Origin of the sequence: Nocardioides phosphati, from assembly GCF_014646375.1 — a bacterium.
Classification (GTDB): Bacteria; Actinomycetota; Actinomycetes; order Propionibacteriales; family Nocardioidaceae; genus Nocardioides; species Nocardioides phosphati.
In genome coordinates this window covers 1-16338 of sequence record NZ_BMNI01000010.1, presented here as the reverse complement: position 1 = coordinate 16338, position 16338 = coordinate 1, and the positions used below count along the sequence as shown (strand labels likewise).

General features: G+C 69.0%; 14 protein-coding genes. 12 read left to right on the top strand and 2 right to left on the bottom strand.

All coding sequences use genetic code 11. The features are described from left to right. Window positions 1–83: 83 nt before the first annotated feature. From IEX47_RS15330 to IEX47_RS15300, 7 genes are read left to right on the top strand one after another with little or no spacing between them, the layout of a single operon-like run. Window positions 84–2003 carry an ABC transporter permease gene (locus IEX47_RS15330; RefSeq protein ID WP_188784896.1) on the top strand — a complete coding sequence of 640 codons (1920 nt, stop codon included), beginning with the start codon at window positions 84–86 and terminating at the stop codon, window positions 2001–2003. Continuing rightward, a complete protein-coding gene (locus tag IEX47_RS15325; protein WP_188784895.1) occupies window positions 2000–2905 on the top strand; it encodes an SDR family oxidoreductase in 906 nt (301 codons plus the stop codon). Before IEX47_RS15330 ends, IEX47_RS15325 begins: the two co-directional genes overlap by 4 nt. Window positions 2906–2910: 5 nt before the next feature. After that, entirely contained in the window at window positions 2911–4362 is a 1452-nt protein-coding gene (locus IEX47_RS15320) for a flavin-containing monooxygenase (protein ID WP_188784894.1), read from the top strand. A 54-nt stretch (window positions 4363–4416) separates the two neighbouring features. Then, window positions 4417–5316: a TIGR01777 family oxidoreductase gene (locus tag IEX47_RS15315; protein WP_188784893.1), complete on the top strand. Its 900-nt coding sequence runs from the start codon at window positions 4417–4419 to the stop codon at window positions 5314–5316. Window positions 5317–5320: 4 nt separating this feature from the next. Continuing rightward, entirely contained in the window at window positions 5321–6061 is a 741-nt protein-coding gene (gene lipB / locus IEX47_RS15310) for a lipoyl(octanoyl) transferase LipB (protein ID WP_229662921.1), read from the top strand. Between the two features lie 52 nt (window positions 6062–6113). Further along, window positions 6114–7094 carry a lipoyl synthase gene (lipA, locus tag IEX47_RS15305; RefSeq protein ID WP_188784892.1) on the top strand — a complete coding sequence of 327 codons (981 nt, stop codon included), beginning with the start codon at window positions 6114–6116 and terminating at the stop codon, window positions 7092–7094. Window positions 7095–7120: 26 nt separating this feature from the next. After that, window positions 7121–7825 carry a DUF4191 domain-containing protein gene (locus IEX47_RS15300; protein WP_188784891.1) on the top strand — a complete coding sequence of 235 codons (705 nt, stop codon included), beginning with the start codon at window positions 7121–7123 and terminating at the stop codon, window positions 7823–7825. Window positions 7826–7934: 109 nt separating this feature from the next. Here IEX47_RS15300 and IEX47_RS15295 read toward each other — a convergent pair whose 3' ends face one another. Further along, entirely contained in the window at window positions 7935–8708 is a 774-nt protein-coding gene (locus IEX47_RS15295; protein ID WP_188784890.1) for an LVIVD repeat-containing protein, read from the bottom strand. Next, a complete protein-coding gene (locus IEX47_RS15290; protein WP_188784889.1) occupies window positions 8705–9100 on the bottom strand; it encodes an RDD family protein in 396 nt (131 codons plus the stop codon). Before IEX47_RS15290 ends, IEX47_RS15295 begins: the two co-directional genes overlap by 4 nt. Before the next feature lie 194 nt (window positions 9101–9294). On the opposite strand from IEX47_RS15290, the gene IEX47_RS15285 reads away from it, so the two are divergent. From IEX47_RS15285 to IEX47_RS15265, 5 genes are all read left to right on the top strand, one after another. Next, window positions 9295–11472, top strand: a complete 2178-nt coding sequence (locus IEX47_RS15285; RefSeq protein ID WP_188784888.1) for a glutamine synthetase III family protein — start codon at window positions 9295–9297, stop codon at window positions 11470–11472. A 110-nt stretch (window positions 11473–11582) separates the two neighbouring features. Continuing rightward, entirely contained in the window at window positions 11583–13148 is a 1566-nt protein-coding gene (locus IEX47_RS15280) for a peptide chain release factor 3 (RefSeq protein ID WP_188784887.1), read from the top strand. A gap of 26 nt (window positions 13149–13174) precedes the next feature. Beyond that, entirely contained in the window at window positions 13175–13708 is a 534-nt protein-coding gene (locus IEX47_RS15275) for a GNAT family N-acetyltransferase (protein ID WP_188784886.1), read from the top strand. A 70-nt stretch (window positions 13709–13778) separates the two neighbouring features. Further along, complete coding sequence (gene glnA / locus IEX47_RS15270; RefSeq protein WP_188784885.1) at window positions 13779–15209, top strand: type I glutamate--ammonia ligase; 1431 nt, start codon at window positions 13779–13781, stop codon at window positions 15207–15209. A gap of 395 nt (window positions 15210–15604) precedes the next feature. Beyond that, entirely contained in the window at window positions 15605–15874 is a 270-nt protein-coding gene (locus tag IEX47_RS15265; RefSeq protein WP_229662920.1) for a helix-turn-helix transcriptional regulator, read from the top strand. Window positions 15875–16338: the final 464 nt, after the last annotated feature.

The window sequence follows — 16338 nt, the reverse complement described above, 5'->3', positions numbered from 1 at the left end:
GTCCACTAACTTGAGTGCGACACCATGTCTGTGACACGTCGTTCCGACAAGACGGTCACGGAATCACTGCACCAGGAGTGACCATGCTTCTCCCCCTCGCTGCCCCCACCGCTGGTGGCGCGTCGCTGCACGACGTGCTCATCGCATCGGGCATCGCGTTCGTGTACTTCGCCGTGACCGGCTGGCTCCTCATCCGGGAGCGCACCGGCCACCGGACCCTGCTGGGCCGCGGCCTCGACTGGTTCGGCGAGAAGGTCGGGCTTCCCGCGTGGGCCGCCGGTCCGTTCGCGATCATGCCGTTCGTCCTGCTGACCGCCGGCTTCGGCGTCTACTGGGACGTCCCGGTGCACATGCAGCGCGGTCGTGACAACGGCGCCTTCGCCAGCCCCGCGCACTACCCGATCTACCTCGTGCTGCTCGGCCTGCTCAACATCGCCCTGGTCATCATGGCGATGGCCAAGGACCCGCTGCCCAGGCGCACGCTGAAGATCGCTCCCGGCTGGCGCGTGCCGTTCAGCTCGCTGATCCTCTTCTTCGCAGGCTCGATCGCGGTGACCGGCTTCCCGCTCGACGACCTGTGGCACATCCTCTTCGGCCAGGACGTCACCGAGTGGGGCCCCACGCACGTCCTGATGATCGGTGGCGCCATCACCTCGCCGCTCTGCCTCCCGCTGCTCCTGGCCGAGGCCAAGCAGGTCGGTGCCCGCGCGATGAACAACCGCGCCGGCCGCTGGCTGATGCTGACCGCGATGGCGCTGTGCATCGTGCCGTTCGCGTTCCTGATGGAGTTCGACCTCGGCATCCCGCAGTTCCCCGCGGCCACCCAGGGCATCATCTTCAGCGTCACGCTCGGCATGTGCTGCGTGATGGCCCGCCTCTGGTTCGGCCCCGGCGGCTCGCTCGGCGTCGCGGCGTTCTGGCAGTTCGCGCACTGGTTCCTGGTCGCCGTCATCGCGGCGCTGCCCAACGTCATCACGATCCAGTTCCTGACCGCGATCCCGTTCGCGATCCTCGTCGAGCTGGTCGCGCTCGCCCTCTCGGTCGACCGCCGGAAGAACATCGTCATGTTCGCGCTCGTCTCGGGTGCGCTCGGCGGCTCGCTCGGCTACTACTTCGAGCTGCTCTGGTCGAAGGACCACATGCCGGTCCCGCAGCCGTTCGGCACGGGCTCGTGGCCGCTGCTCATCGCGGTCAGCGCGGTCGCCGGTGTCGCCGGCTCCCTGCTCGGCGTCTACATCTACCGTCGCTGCCAGCAGGTCGCCGGCGACGTGGCCGAGGGCCCGGAGGCCACCGAGACCCGCTCGTTCCGCTACGTGGGCCTCGCCGGCTTCGCGATCTTCCTCGGCCTGATGGGCGTCTTCGCGCCGCCGACCGGCACCAAGCCGGTCCACGCGGTCCTCACGTACGACCACGTCACCGGCGGTCAGACCGCGTGCACGTCCGCCACCGAGCAGTGCCTCGCCAACGTCACGATCACCTTCAAGGGCGACGACCCGACCACCGACGCGGTGTGGTTCACCGCTCTGGCCTGGCAGGGCTACCCCAACGCGGCGATCGAGCCCACGGCGAAGATCCCCACCGACCCGTACGCCGGCGTCCCCGGCATCGTCCGCACCCCGATGGTCGCGACGGGCACCCCGGGCCAGTACCGCACGAAGTACCCGCTGCCGCTCTACGGCCACTGGAAGTCGATGATCCGCCTGCACACGGGCACGACCACGATGATGGCCTTCCCGGTCTTCTTCAACGACGACCCCGCCGTGACCGGCCCCCGTGGCCGCGAGATCCGGATCGCCAACGGCGGCACGGTGGCGTCGCAGTACGAGCCTCACCTGCTGCAGCGCGAGCGCCGCGACGACATCCCGGCCTGGCTCTGGGTCGGCGGCAACGTGGTCGTCTTCTCGCTCTGGGTGATCGTCCTGCTCCTCTTCGGCTGGTGCTACAACCGCGCCGCCGGTATGGGTCGACTGCCCGCCCCCGTCCGCGAGAAGGTGACTGCATGAACTCCGACATCGACCAGGTCGTCCTGATCACCGGCGGTGCCCGCGGCATCGGCGCCGAGACCGCCAAGGCGCTCGCCGCCCGCGGCGCCCGCGTGGTCCTCACCGACCTCGACCGCGCCGCGCTCGACGAGACCGTGGCTGCCATCGGCGAGGAGAAGGCCCTGGGCGTCGTCGCCGACGTCTGCGACCTCCCGGCGATGGAGGCCGCCGTCGCGGCCGCAGTCGAGCGGTTCGGCCGCCTCGACGCCGCGATCGCCAACGCCGGCATCGCCAGCTACGGCTCCGTCCTCCACACCGACCCCGCCATCTTCAAGCGGGTCATGGACATCAACGTGCTCGGTGTCTTCCACACCGCGCGGGCGGCGCTCCCCGCGCTGATCGACAGCAAGGGCTACCTGCTCGTCGTCAGCTCGCTCGCCGCCTTCGCGGCAGCGCCCGGCCTGTCGGCGTACAACGCGTCGAAGGCGGGGGCGGAGCACTTCGCCAACGCGGTCCGCCTCGAGGTCGCCCACCAGGGCGTCACCGTGGGCTGCGCGCACATGTCGTGGATCGACACCCCGCTCGTGCAGGACGCCAAGGCCGACCTGCCGGCGTTCCAGGAGCTGCTCAAGAAGCTGCCGTACCCGCTGGGCAAGACCACCGACGTGGAGTCGTGCGTCAACGCGTTCGTGAAGGGCGTCGAGAAGCGCCAGCGCCACGTCTACTGCCCCGGATGGGTCCGCGGCATCGGCATCAACCGCAACGTGGTCAACTCGGCCGCCGGCGCGATCCCGATCCTGCGACACGTTCCCCGACTTCTCCCCCAGATGGACGAGCAGGTGGCAGCCTTGGGCCGCGCCACCAGCGCCCGCAACCTCGCCAACGACGCCAGCGATGCCGCTGCGGTCGACAACAAGGAGTGACTGAGATGACCGAAGCGACGCACCTCGACGTCCTGATCGTCGGCGCCGGACTTTCCGGCATCGACGCCGCCGTCCACGTCGGCAAGGCCTTCCCGGCGAAGAGCTACGCGATCCTCGAGATGCGCGAGGAGCTCGGCGGCACCTGGAGCCTCTTCAAGTACCCCGGCCTGCGCTCCGACTCCGACATGTACACCCTCGGCTTCGGCTTCCGCCCCTGGACGGGCAAGGACGCCATCGCCGACGGCAAGGACATCCTGCAGTACCTCAAGGACACCGCTGCCGAGTACGGCGTCGACAAGCACATCCGCTACCAGCGCAAGGCCACGGCGTACTCCTGGTCGTCGGAGCAGAACCTCTGGACGGTCACGGTCGAGAACGGCGAGACCGGCACCACGGAGACGCTGACCGCGAACTTCCTGGTCAACACCACGGGCTACTACAACTACGACGCCGGCTACACCCCGGAGTTCCCCGGCGCCGACGAGTTCAAGGGCCAGATCGTCCACCCGCAGCACTGGCCGGAGGACCTGGACTACACCGGCAAGCGCGTCGTGGTCATCGGCTCCGGCGCCACGTCGATCACGCTCATCCCGTCGATGGCACCCGACGCGGGGCACATCACGATGCTGCAGCGGACCCCGACGTACATCATCAGCCAGCCGAAGATCGACCCGGTCGCCTCGGTGCTGAAGAAGACGCTGCCCGCGGGCCTCGCCGCCAAGGCGATCCACGCGCGCTACGCGTCGGTCACCATCGGCTTCTTCGAGTTCGCGCGCCGCCAGCCGAAGGCGACCAAGCAGCTGATCAAGCGCTGGGCGAAGATCCACCTGCCCAAGGACTTCGACTACGACAAGCACCTCGTGCCGCCGTACAACCCGTGGGACCAGCGCATGTGCGTGGTGCCGGGCGCCGACCTCTTCAAGGCGATCCACAGCCACAAGGTCGACATCGTCACCGAGCACATCGAGAAGTTCGACGCGACGGGCATCCAGCTCAAGAACGGCGAGCACCTCGACGCGGACATCATCGTCACGGCGACCGGCCTGGACGTGCTGATGTTCGGTGGCGCGTCGGTGGAGGTCGACGGCGAGAAGGTGGACCTCGGCAAGAAGTTCACCTACAAGGCGCTCATGCTCGACGAGATCCCGAACTTCGCCTTCATCATCGGCTACTCCAACGCGTCGTGGACGCTCAAGGCCGACCTGGTCTGCGAGTACATCGTCCGCCTGCTCGACTACATGGATGACAACAACTTCACGAAGGTCGTGCCGCAGGTCGAGGGTGGCCTCGAGCCCGAGGACATCATGAAGCTCGACTCGGGCTACCTGGCCCGGGCCGCCCACAAGATGCCGAAGGCGGGCAACCGCGACCCGTGGCGACTCAAGCAGAACTGGTACTTCGACAAGAAGTTCATCCAGAAGGCGCCCCTCGTCGACGACGAGATCCACTTCAGCTGAGACATTCCGCCGGTACCTCTGGTCCGGCTACCGACGACCCGGCAGAGTGGGAGCGTGCAGCTCCTGCTTGCCGGGTCGTCCGGCTTTCTCGGCACCCACCTGACCGATGCCCTGCGTGCTGACGGCCACGAGATCACCCGGCTCGTACGCCGTCCGCCCACCGCCACGGACGAGGTGCGGTGGGATCCCGCCGCAGGCGTCGTGCCCCAGGAGGTCGTCGACGCAGCCGACGTGGTGATCAACCTCTGTGGCGCGCCCACCGCAGGCAATCCCCACTCGCGGCGCTGGGCGTCCGAACTGCGCACCAGCCGCGTCGACGCGACACGCACCCTGGCGACGGCGGTCGCGGCCGCCCACCAGCGCGACGCCGGCCGACCCGCCCTCCTCAACGGCAGCGCCGTCGGCTTCTACGGCGACCACGGCACCGCGCTCGTCGCGGAGACGGGCAGCTCCAACGGCGGCTCCTTCATGACCTCCGTCGTCCGCGAGTGGGAGGCGGCGACGACCGTCGCGCGCCACGCCGGCGCCCGCGTCTGCCTCCTGCGCACCGCTCCGGTGATCGACCGCGACAGCGCGCCCCTGAAGCAGCTGCTCCCGCTCTTCCGTCTCGGGCTCGGCGCCCGACTCGGCGGCGGCTCGCAGTACTTCCCGATGGTCTCCCTGCGCGACTGGGTCGGCGGCGTGCGCCACCTCGTCGGGTCGGGACTGGCCGGCCCGGTCAACATCTGCTGCCCGATGACACCGACCAACACCGAGTTCACCCAGGCGCTCGCCGACGCGGTCGGGCGCCGCGCCCGCCTGGCCGTGCCCTCCAAGGTGCTCGAGACCGCTGCCGGCCGGGTCTCCCCCGAGCTGCTCGGATCGCTGCGGGTCACTCCGCTGGCGCTCCGCTCGTCGGGCTACCAGTTCGCCGACCACGACGTGCGGGACGTCATCGCGGCCGCACTACGCTGATCCTGTGCGCGCACCGATCGACAACCCCCTCGAGTTCACCATCGCCGGCATCGGCCCCCGCGCCGTCGACTACCTCGAGGCGTGGGAGCTGCAGCGCCAGGTCCACGAGTCCGTCGTCGCCGGTGGCACCCCGACGGTGCTGCTGCTCGAGCACCCCCCGACGTACACCGCAGGCAAGCGCACCGATCCGCACGAGCGTCCCGCCGACCCGGGCGGTGCCCCCGTCATCGACGTCGACCGCGGCGGCAAGATCACCTTCCACGGGCCCGGCCAGCTGGTCGGCTACCCGATCGTGCGGCTGCCCGACCACGTCCTCGTCGTCGACTACGTACGCCGGGTCGAGGAGGCGCTGATCCGGGCGTGCGGCGAGCTCGGGGTGACGACCGCGCGCGTTCCGGGTCGCAGCGGCGTCTGGCTCAAGGCAGACCCCGCCACCGGCCGTCCCGAGCGCAAGGTCGCGGCCATCGGCATCCGCGTCGCCCGCGGCGTGACGATGCACGGCTTCTCGCTCAACTGCGACGTCGACATGGACTGGTACGACCGCTTCATGCCCTGCGGCATCGCCGACGCCGGGGTCACCTCGCTCTCGCTCGAGCTCGGTCGCGACGTGACCGTCGCCGAGGTGGTGCCGGTCGTCGAGAAGCATCTTGCGACGTACCTCGCGTGGGAGCCCTACGTGCCGACCCCGGACTACGAGGCGCGTCCCGAGCCGCCGCGCATCAGCCTGGTGCGCCCCGGCGTCTGACCCTCGTACGCCACGCAAGGCCGCGCCCGCGCGCCGCGTAGACTCGATCCTTGTGACCACCCCCACCACACCCTCCGCAGCGACCCCTGCGACACAGCCCGACGGCCGCAAGCTCCTCCGGCTCGAGGTGCGCAACTCGGAGACCCCGATCGAGCGCAAGCCCGAGTGGATCAAGACCCGCGCGAAGATGGGCCCGGAGTACACCGCACTGCAGAAGCTGGTGAAGTCCGAAGGGCTCCACACGGTCTGCCAGGAAGCGGGCTGTCCCAACATCTACGAGTGCTGGGAGGACCGCGAGGCCACGTTCCTCATCGGCGGGGACCAGTGCACGCGCCGTTGCGACTTCTGCCAGATCGACACCGGCAAGCCGCAGCCGCTCGACCGCGACGAGCCCCGCCGCGTGGCGGAGTCGGTCCGCTCCATGGAGCTCAAGTACGCCACGATCACCGGCGTCGCGCGCGACGACCTGCCTGACGGCGGTGCCTGGCTGTACGCCGAGACGGTGCGCGCGATCCACGAGCTCAACCCGGGCACCGGCGTGGAGAACCTGGTCCCTGACTTCAACGGTGAGCCCGACCTGCTGCGTGAGGTCTTCGAGGCCCGCCCGGAGGTGCTGGCGCACAACCTCGAGACCGTGCCGCGGATCTTCAAGCGGATCCGTCCGGCGTTCCGCTACGAGCGCTCGCTCGACGTGCTGACGCAGGCGCGGGCGTTCGGGCTGGTCACCAAGTCCAACCTGATCCTCGGCATGGGCGAGACCCGCGAGGAGATCAGCGAGGCGCTGCGCGACCTCCACGAGGCGGGCTGCGAGCTGGTCACCATCACGCAGTACCTCCGCCCGAGCCTGCGCCACCACCCGGTGGAGCGCTGGGTGAAGCCGGAGGAGTTCGTCGAGCTCGCCGCCGAGGCGGAGGAGATCGGCTTCTCGGGAGTCCTCTCAGGACCGCTGGTGCGTTCGTCCTACCGCGCCGGACGGCTGTACCGTCAGGCCATCGAGTCGCGGGGCGAGCCGCTCGCCACCGTCAGCTCCTGACTTCCCTCACGACAGAAGGCACGATCATGTCGACCCCGACCGCACCACCGCAGAAGCGCGGCCAGCAGCTCATCCAGGCCTACAAGATGGCCAGCAAGACCGACCGCACCCTGGGCCTCTGGATCCTCGTTGCGTTCGTCGTCTTCGCCACCTTCGGCTTCCTGCTCGGCGCGCTGCCGGGCTGGGGTCCGATCTGGCTCATCCCGGTCATCACGGCCCTGGTCCTCGGCGTGATGGGCGCGCTGCTGGTCTTCGGCCGCCGCGCCCAGCGCGCGGCGTTCAACCAGATGGAGGGCCAGCGCGGTGCGTCCGTCGCGGCACTCTCGATGCTCCGCCGTGGCTGGAAGGTCAACACCCAGCCGGTCGCGTTCACCAAGCAGCAGGACATGGTCTTCCGCGTCGTCGGCCCTCCGGGCGTCGTCCTCGTCGGTGAGGGCCAGGGCGCGCGCCTGCGCCAGCTCCTCGTCACCGAGAAGCGCTCCACGCAGCGCGTCCTCGGCGAGGCCACCCCGGTCCACGAGGTCATCCTCGGCGACGGCGACGGCGAGGTCCCGCTGCCGAAGCTCCTCAAGCACGTGCAGAAGCTCGGCCGCCAGGTGAAGCCCGCCGAGATGACCGACATCCTCAACCGCCTCAAGGCGCTCGACGCCCAGCGCGGCATGATGCCGATCCCGAAGGGCCCGATGCCGACGAGCATGAAGGGCCAGCGCGGCAACATCAAGGGCCGCTGAGCCTGCCGCTCCCCCGCGTCGACGTGTCAGCCTGACACTCTCGCCCCCACTGACACCTCCGACGTGTCAGTCCGGGCGAAGGTGTCAGGCTGTCGCCGTTCCGGGCCCGTCAGCGCGCGATGATGTCGCTGGCCTTCGGGGCCTTCACGTCGATCGGCTCGCAGTAGTTGGTGAACGTCTCGACGGTCTGCTCGTCGCCGGTCTCCGTGGTCACCTTGCGGATCAGGTTCCACTTGTCGATCCAGACGTACGACGTGGCGTGCTGTCCCAGCCCGGCCGGCGGCGTGATGCCCTGGGCGCGGGCGGCGAGGCGCGGGTCGATGTCGAACTCGTAGAGCTCCGTCGGCGTGCCGTCGTCCATCGTCTCCTTGCCGACGTAGTTGACCGCCTGGAGGCCGACGGTCCAGGCGGTGGCCGCATTGCTCGCCCCCGCCTGGTCGAACCACGCCTTCATCGGGGCAGCGAGCGGGTCACGCGGGTCGGAGGGGTCGACGGCGTAGAACTTGCCGGGGTGGTCGCTGCCGGCCGAGACGTAGACCTTGTCGTCCTTGACGATCAGCTTCACCGAGCCGTCGTCGCCGGGCAGCGTCTGCTCGAGCGCGTAGAGCTTGTCGGGTGAGGAGTCGGCCGAGCCCTCGATCGCGGCGGTCCGCTTGTCGCGGGTCAGCTCCTGACGGAAGCTGACCGTCTTGCGGCCGCCTGCCGCCTTCGCCAGCGCGGCGGGTGCGGTCTTCACGGTCAGGTGGCCCTTGCGGGCCTCCGTCAGCCCGCACGGCGCCTTGGCCACACCGGGCTCGTCTCCGCGACAGCCGGCGAGCGCCAGCGTTCCGACGAGGGCGAGCGTCGACAGCCCCGCGGCGTACGCCGGGCGGCGGGGGCTCACGCGCCCACCTTCGCGCCGGCCTGGAGGTCGTCGAGGCGGACGACGTACGAGCCCAGGATCATGTCGTGGAGGCCGCGGCGGTCCGGGCCCGCGACCAGCGGCGGGATCACCAGCAGGATCAGCACCGGCCGGGCGATGGAGCGCAGCAGGTCGAGGGGCCGGCCGTTGGCCCGGATCACGCGCAGCCGCGTCGCCAGGTGGCCGAACGATCCACCCATCAGCGCGGTGAAGAAGGCGCTCTCCACGACGAAGACCGCGAAGACGTAGAGGCCCGACCGCGGGCCGTCGCCGAAGTACGACGAACCGGAGAAGGCGAGGACGACACCGACGCAGGCCAGCCAGTCGATGAAGAGGGCGATGATGCGGCGCAGCCACGATGCGGTCTCTAGCACCGCGCCAACCTACCGGGTGTCAGGATCACTGCCGCGCGCTCGTGGAAATCGGCGGTCCTCACGGACTCACGGATTCCTCAGCACGAGTTAACACGCCCGAAACATTCGGCTACGGCCGCGAAACGCAGCACGCCTAGCGTGCAGCCTTGAATCGATCATTTCGGCACCTGGAACGCCGAGCTAGGAGCACTTCAATGACTGCGAACCCCACCCGCCTGGGTGCGATCCGCGAGATCGAGGCCAACGAGGCCCCGGCCGCCTTCTTCAACGGCACCGGCGACTCGCCGGAGATCTTCGGCGAGAACGTCTTCTCGCTTCCGGTGATGGCCAAGCGCCTCCCGAAGTCGGTCTACAAGTCCGTCGCAGCGACGATCGAGAAGGGCGAGAAGCTCGACCCCGCGATCGCCGACGTCGTCGCCGCCGCGATGAAGGACTGGGCCATGGAGAAGGGCGCGACCCACTACGCGCACGTCTTCTACCCGCTCACGGGCCTGACCGCGGAGAAGCACGACTCCTTCATGGAGCCGGTCGGCGACGGCACCGCCATCTGGGAGTTCCAGGGCAAGATCCTCGTCCAGGGCGAGCCCGACGCGTCGTCGTTCCCCAACGGTGGCATCCGCGCCACGTTCGAGGCCCGCGGCTACACCGGCTGGGACGTCCAGTCGCCGGCGTACATCCTCGAGAACGACAACGGCTCGACCCTCTGCATCCCGACGATCTTCGTCTCGATGACCGGTGAGGCCCTCGACTACAAGACCCCGCTCCTGCGCTCGCAGAACGCGATGTCCGACCAGGCCAAGCGCGTCCTCGCCCTCTTCGGCCACAAGGACATCGACAACGTCGTGTCCTACTGCGGTCCGGAGCAGGAGTACTTCCTGGTCGACACTTCCTTCGTCAACTCGCGCCCCGACCTGCTCAACGCCGGTCGCACCCTCTTCGGCGCCAAGCCGCCGAAGGGCCAGGAGTTCGACGACCACTACTTCGGTGCCATCCCGGAGCGCGTCCAGAACTTCATGTTCGACACCGAGCGCGCGCTCTTCAAGCTCGGCGTCCCGGCCAAGACCCGCCACAACGAGGTCGCCCCCGGCCAGTTCGAGATCGCCCCGGTCTTCGAGAAGGCCAACCTGGCCGCTGACCACCAGCAGCTGATCATGTCGACGTTCAAGGCGATCGCGAAGAAGCACGGCTTCGAGGCGCTCTTCCACGAGAAGCCGTTCGCGGGCGTCAACGGCTCCGGCAAGCACGTCAACTTCTCGTTCGGCAACGGCAACCAGGGCAACTTCCTGAACCCGGGCGACAACCCCCACGACAACGCCCAGTTCCTCGTGTTCTGCGCCGCCGTCATCCGCGCCGTCCACCTCCACGGCGGCCTGCTCCGCGTCGCCATCGCGTCGGCCGGCAACGACCACCGCCTGGGCGCCAACGAGGCCCCGCCGGCGATCATCTCGATCTTCCTCGGCGACCAGCTCCAGGACGTCTTCGAGCAGATCGCGAAGGGTGGTGCGACCTCCTCGAAGCAGAAGGGCGCCCTCTCCGTCGGTGTCGACAGCCTCCCCGTCCTCACCCAGGACGCCGGCGACCGCAACCGCACCTCGCCGATGGCCTTCACCGGCAACCGCTTCGAGTTCCGCGCCGTCGGCTCGGACCAGACCGTCGCCGCCCCGCTCATCGTGATCAACACGATCATGGCCGAGGCGCTCGACTACCTCGCCACCGAGATCGAGGCCCTCGTCGCGGCCGGCACCGAGTTCAACGCCGCCGTCCAGCAGATCCTCGCCAAGGTCATCGAGCAGCACGGTGCCGCGGTCTTCAACGGCAACGGCTACTCCACCGAGTGGCACGAGGAGGCCGTGGCGCGTGGCCTGAAGAAGCTCGACACCACCGTCGACGCCCTTCCGGAGTACCAGACCCCCGAGGCCAAGGCGCTCTTCTCGAAGTACGGCGTCTTCAACGAGGCCGAGCTCGAGGCCCGCTACGAGGTCGCTCTCGAGCAGTACCTCATGGCGGTCAACGTCGAGGCGAACCTGACCGAGGAGATCGCCAAGACGATCATCCTTCCGTCGGCCGTCCGCTACCAGACCGAGCTCGCCGGCAACATCGCGGCGCTCAAGGCCGCCGGTGTCGAGGGTGACCTCTCCGACCTCAACGAGGTCTCCGAGCTGGTCGCCGCCCTGCGTGCGGGCCTCAAGAGCCTGCAGGCCGCCGTCGCCGGTCAGCACGACCACGAGGGCATCGCCGAGGCGCAGTACGTCAAGGACGTCGTCCTCCCCGCGATGCTCAAGGTCCGTGAGGCCGCTGACGGCCTCGAGGGCGTCGTCGCCGACGACCTGTGGAACCTCCCGACCTACCAGGAGATGCTCTTCATCCGTTGATGAGCTGACCTCACGGTCGTACGACGGAAGCCGGTGCCCCTCGCGGGGTGCCGGCTTCCGGCATTTCGCGGCGTCCGACAAGTCCGTCGGGTGCCGGTAGAATCCGGCCAGTGCCCGACACTCGCCCCCGCCGTACCTTTGCCGTCATCAGCCACCCTGACGCGGGCAAGTCCACGCTCACCGAGGCGCTCGCGCTCCACGCGCGGGTGATCACCGAGGCCGGAGCGGTCCACGGCAAGGGCGACCGGCGCGCGACCGTCTCCGACTGGATGGCGATGGAGAAGGCGCGCGGCATCTCGATCACGTCGGCGGCGCTGCAGTTCGTCTACAACGACCACGTCATCAACCTGGTCGACACCCCGGGCCACTCCGACTTCTCCGAGGACACCTACCGCGTGCTCTCCGCGGTCGACTCGGCCGTCATGCTCGTCGACGCCGGCAAGGGCCTCGAGCCGCAGACCCTCAAGCTCTTCCGGGTCTGCGCGCTGCGCGGCATCCCGGTGATCACGGTCATCAACAAGTGGGACCGCCCCGGCCTCTCGCCGCTGGGCCTGATGGACGAGATCCAGAAGCAGATCAACCTGCGTCCCACTCCCCTGACCTGGCCCGTCGGCGAGGCCGGGGACTTCCGCGGCGTGCTGGACCGGCGTACGGGCGAGTTCGTGAAGTACACGCGTACGGCGGGCGGCGCGACGCGTGCGCCCGAGCGGCGGATGACGGCCGACGAGGTCGAGGAGGCCGACCTCCTCCCGTGGCGCGAGGCGGTCGAAGGCCACGAGCTGCTCGAGCTCGACGAGGCCGACCACGACCAGGCCCGCTTCCTGGCCGGCGAGACCACGCCGGTGATGTTCGCCTCGGCACTGCAGAACTTCGGCGTCGCGCAGCTGCTCGACCTGCTGCTCGACCTCGCCCCCGGCCCGTCCGCCACGGAGGGCACCGACGGGTCGATCCGCGAGCCGGACGACGAGTTCAGCGCCTTCGTCTTCAAGGTCCAGTCGGGCATGAACTCCGCCCACCGCGACCGCCTGGCCTACGCCCGCGTGGTCTCGGGCACCTTCGAACGCGGCATGGTCGTGACGCACGCGCCGACCGGGCGCCCGTTCGCCACGAAGTTCGCCCAGACGATGTTCGGCCGCGAGGCCACGTCCGTCGAGACCGCGGAGCCGGGCGACATCATCGGCCTGGTCAACGCCCAGGCGCTCCGCGTCGGCGACACGATGTACGTCGGCAAGCCGATCGACTACCCGGGCGTCCCGAGCTTCGCGCCGGAGCACTTCATGACCGCGACCGCGGCCGACATCGGCAAGTTCAAGCAGTTCCGCAAGGGCATCGAGCAGCTCGACCAGGAGGGCGTGGTCCAGGTGCTCCGCTCCGACCTGCGCGGCGACCAGAGCCCGGTGCTCGCGGCCGTCGGTCCGCTGCAGTTCGAGGTCGTCGAGGACCGGATGAAGAACGAGTTCAACTCGCCGATCCGGCTGTCGAGCCTGCCCTACTCCTCCGCGCGCAAGACCGACGCCGCCGGCGCCGACGCCCTGCGCGGTGTCCGCAACTCCGAGGTGCTCCAGCGCAGCGACGGCACCTACCTGGCGCTCTTCAGCGACCAGTGGACGGCCGGCTACGTGGCGCGCAACCACCCCGACGTCCTGCTGGAGGAGCTGCCGGCAGGCGGTCGCTGACGGGGTTCGTCTCCTAGGCTCTCGGCATGACGCTGCCCCTGCCGCTCACGACCGCGCGGCTGACCCTCCGGCTGATGGAGGCCGGCGACGCGCCCGCGCTCGCGGCGTACCGGAACGACCCGGCGGTGGCGGTGCTGCAGGGCTGGGACCTGCCGTTCACGCTGGCGGACGCCGACGAGTTCGTGGCGGCGACAGCAGCGCTGGGGTGGCCGGTCCTCGGCGACTGGCAGCAGGTCGCCATCGAGCACGACGGCGCGATGGTCGGTGACATCGGGGTGCACCGGACGGCGGAGGGTGAGGTCGCCACGATCGGCTACACGCTGGCCCGTGCGGCGCAGGGCCAGGGCTACGCGACGGAGGCGGTCGGCGCGATGATCGCGCTGCTCGAGGCCGAGGGCGTACGCCGGGTCGACGCCGCCACGGACCCGGAGAACCACGCGTCATCGCGGCTGCTGCTGCGGCTCGGGTTCGAGCTCGTCGGCCGCGGCTCGAGCGAGGTGCGCGGGGTGACCGTCGTCGACGACCTCTACGTGCTCCGGCTGCCCCGACTCCCCCGCTAGACACGGCGGGACGTGACGCGAGGTGGCGACACCCTGTCGGCGTCGCCACGGCGGGAGTAACCTGCCCAACATGTTCACGACCCAGGACGAACTGCTCCGTTTCATCAAGGACGAAGGCGTCGAGATGGTCGACGTCCGCTTCGTTGACCTGCCGGGCATCGAGCAGCACTTCACGGTGCCGGTCTCGTCGTTCGACGAGTCCGTCTTCGAGAACGGCCTCTCCTTCGACGGCTCCTCGATCCGCGGCTTCCAGGCGATCAACGAGTCGGACATGTCGCTCTTCCCCGACGTCACCACGGCGTACATCGACCCCTTCCGTACGGCGAAGACGCTCGTGCTGAGCTTCTTCATCCACGACCCGATCACGGGTGAGGCGTACTCCCGCGACCCGCGCAACATCGCGCGCAAGGCGCAGGCGTACCTCGCCTCGACGGGCATCGCGGACACGGCGTACTTCGCGCCGGAGGCGGAGTTCTACATCTTCGACTCGGTGCGCTACTCGACGGGTGCCAACGAGGGCTTCTTCCACATCGACTCGGTCGAGGGCTGGTGGAACTCCGGCAAGGAGAGCCCCGACGGGCAGCCCAACCGCGGCTACAAGACGCGTTTCAAGGGTGGCTACTTCCCCGTCGCGCCGTACGACCACTTCACGGACCTGCGCGACGAGATGGTGAAGAACCTCGAGGGTGCCCAGCTCCTCGTCGAGCGTGCGCACCACGAGGTCGGCACGGCCGGTCAGGCGGAGATCAACTACCGCTTCGACACGCTGCTCAAGGCCGCGGACGACGTCATGAAGTTCAAGTACATCATCAAGAACACCGCGTGGGAGGCGGGCAAGTCGGTCACCTTCATGCCCAAGCCGCTCTTCGGTGACAACGGCTCCGGCATGCACGTGCACCAGTCGCTGTGGAACGGCGGCGAGCCGCTCTTCTACGACGAGACCGGCTACGCAGGGCTCTCCGAGATGGCGCGCCACTACATCGGCGGCATCCTGAAGCACGCGCCCGCCCTGCTCGCCTTCACGAACCCGACGGTCAACTCGTACCACCGCCTGGTGCCGGGCTACGAGGCGCCGATCTCGCTGGTCTACTCCTCGCGCAACCGCTCGGCGTCCGTGCGCATCCCGATCACCGGCGCCAACCCGAAGGCCAAGCGCATCGAGGCCCGGTTCCCCGACCCGTCGGCGAACCCCTACCTCGCGTTCTCAGCCCTGATGCTCGCCGGCCTCGACGGCATCAAGAACAAGATCGAGCCGGCCGAGCCGATCGACAAGGACATCTACGAGCTCCCGCCGGACGAGATGGCCGAGATCGCCCAGGTGCCGACCTCGCTCAACGCCGTGCTCGAGGCGCTCGAGGACGACTCCGACTTCCTGACCGAGGGCGGCGTCTTCACCCAGGACCTGATCGAGACGTGGGTGGACTACAAGCGCACCCAGGAGATCGCGCCCGTCCAGCTGCGGCCTCACCCGCACGAGTTCGAGCTGTATTACGACATCTAATCGGGCCGCCTTCTGCGGTCGTGAAGCAACCACGAATGACCGCAAAAAACAGCCTCTGACCTGCACAAACGCCGTCGGGCGACCTTCTGGTCGCTCGGCGGCGTTTGCCGTTGCTAGCCGCTCGCTTGTTACATTTTTGGTACATTTTTGGCTTCCACGGGGCGGGCGTATCCGTCGCTGGCTGAGCCAGACTCCGTGGCTCAGATACGGCCGCAGGCGACCGACGCGGTTCCGCGCCGTGTCTGCAATCCACCATGTGGCCCGACCAGGGGCGGTCCCCTCCCCCGACACCAAGGCCCCAAGATCCAGCGCGACTGTGATCGCTCCCGGTGCGCTCGCGGACCTTGGTGTCCAGAGGCCCAGTGGCCGTCGGCACCGCGAGGAGGGGCTGAATCATGGCGAGCGAATCCAACACACCGGCAGCCGTCGCGCGCGCCTTCGGGCCACGACGGCGGTCCACGACTGTCGCTACTCCGCGACTGGTCGATGCTCAGGAGCTGTGGGACATCGACGACGTTGCGGCGTATCTCGGCGTAACCAAGCAGACCATCTATTCCTGGCGGACCTCCGGGTACGGCCCGGCGGGGTTCCGGGTCGGCAAGCATCTGCGTTGGCGGGCTGCAACGGTCATCACCTGGACGGTGAGGCTCGAGGAAGCGCAGTGAGCTGCTGCAGCCCAGCCTCGCATCCGCTGGACTCCTCTCCCACCATCCCATCCCAGGTGCTCGGCCCCTGCACCTGCCCACATTGACGCAAGCAACCGCGGCAAGCGACGCCCAACATGGCTAGCGTCGGCGCCGGCAAGCCTGCCGCGGACGGAAGCCCCCGCTACGTCGTCAACTATCGCGACCCCGAAGGCCGCCAGCGACGCAAGACGTTTCGACGCAAAGCCGAGGCGGTTGCCTTTCGTAGCACTGTCGAGGCCGACAAACTGCGCGGAACGTACCTCGATGTCGACGCTGGTCGGATCACGTTCCGTGCCTACGCAGACGAGTGGCTCGCCAGTCGCACCTTCAGCCTGCTCAGCTACGAAGCGACAGAACTAAGAGTTGAGTCCCCGATAGTGGTGTAGCGCGGTCGCCGAGACCGTCGCCGGCGTGTACGGCAGACGAAGACGCGGCCACCGCGT

Excerpts from the sequence above, each read along its gene's own strand:
- IEX47_RS15285 (WP_188784888.1), top strand. The coding sequence starts at position 9,295 with ATGACTGCGAACCCCACCCGCCTGGGTGCGATCCGCGAGATCGAGGCC.
- IEX47_RS15325 (WP_188784895.1), top strand. The coding sequence starts at position 2,000 with ATGAACTCCGACATCGACCAGGTCGTCCTGATCACCGGCGGTGCCCGC.
- IEX47_RS15275 (WP_188784886.1), top strand. The coding sequence starts at position 13,175 with ATGACGCTGCCCCTGCCGCTCACGACCGCGCGGCTGACCCTCCGGCTG.
- IEX47_RS15330 (WP_188784896.1), top strand. The coding sequence starts at position 84 with ATGCTTCTCCCCCTCGCTGCCCCCACCGCTGGTGGCGCGTCGCTGCAC.
- IEX47_RS15265 (WP_229662920.1), top strand. The coding sequence starts at position 15,605 with ATGGCGAGCGAATCCAACACACCGGCAGCCGTCGCGCGCGCCTTCGGG.
- glnA (WP_188784885.1), top strand. The coding sequence starts at position 13,779 with ATGTTCACGACCCAGGACGAACTGCTCCGTTTCATCAAGGACGAAGGC.
- IEX47_RS15320 (WP_188784894.1), top strand. The coding sequence starts at position 2,911 with ATGACCGAAGCGACGCACCTCGACGTCCTGATCGTCGGCGCCGGACTT.
- IEX47_RS15300 (WP_188784891.1), top strand. The coding sequence starts at position 7,121 with ATGTCGACCCCGACCGCACCACCGCAGAAGCGCGGCCAGCAGCTCATC.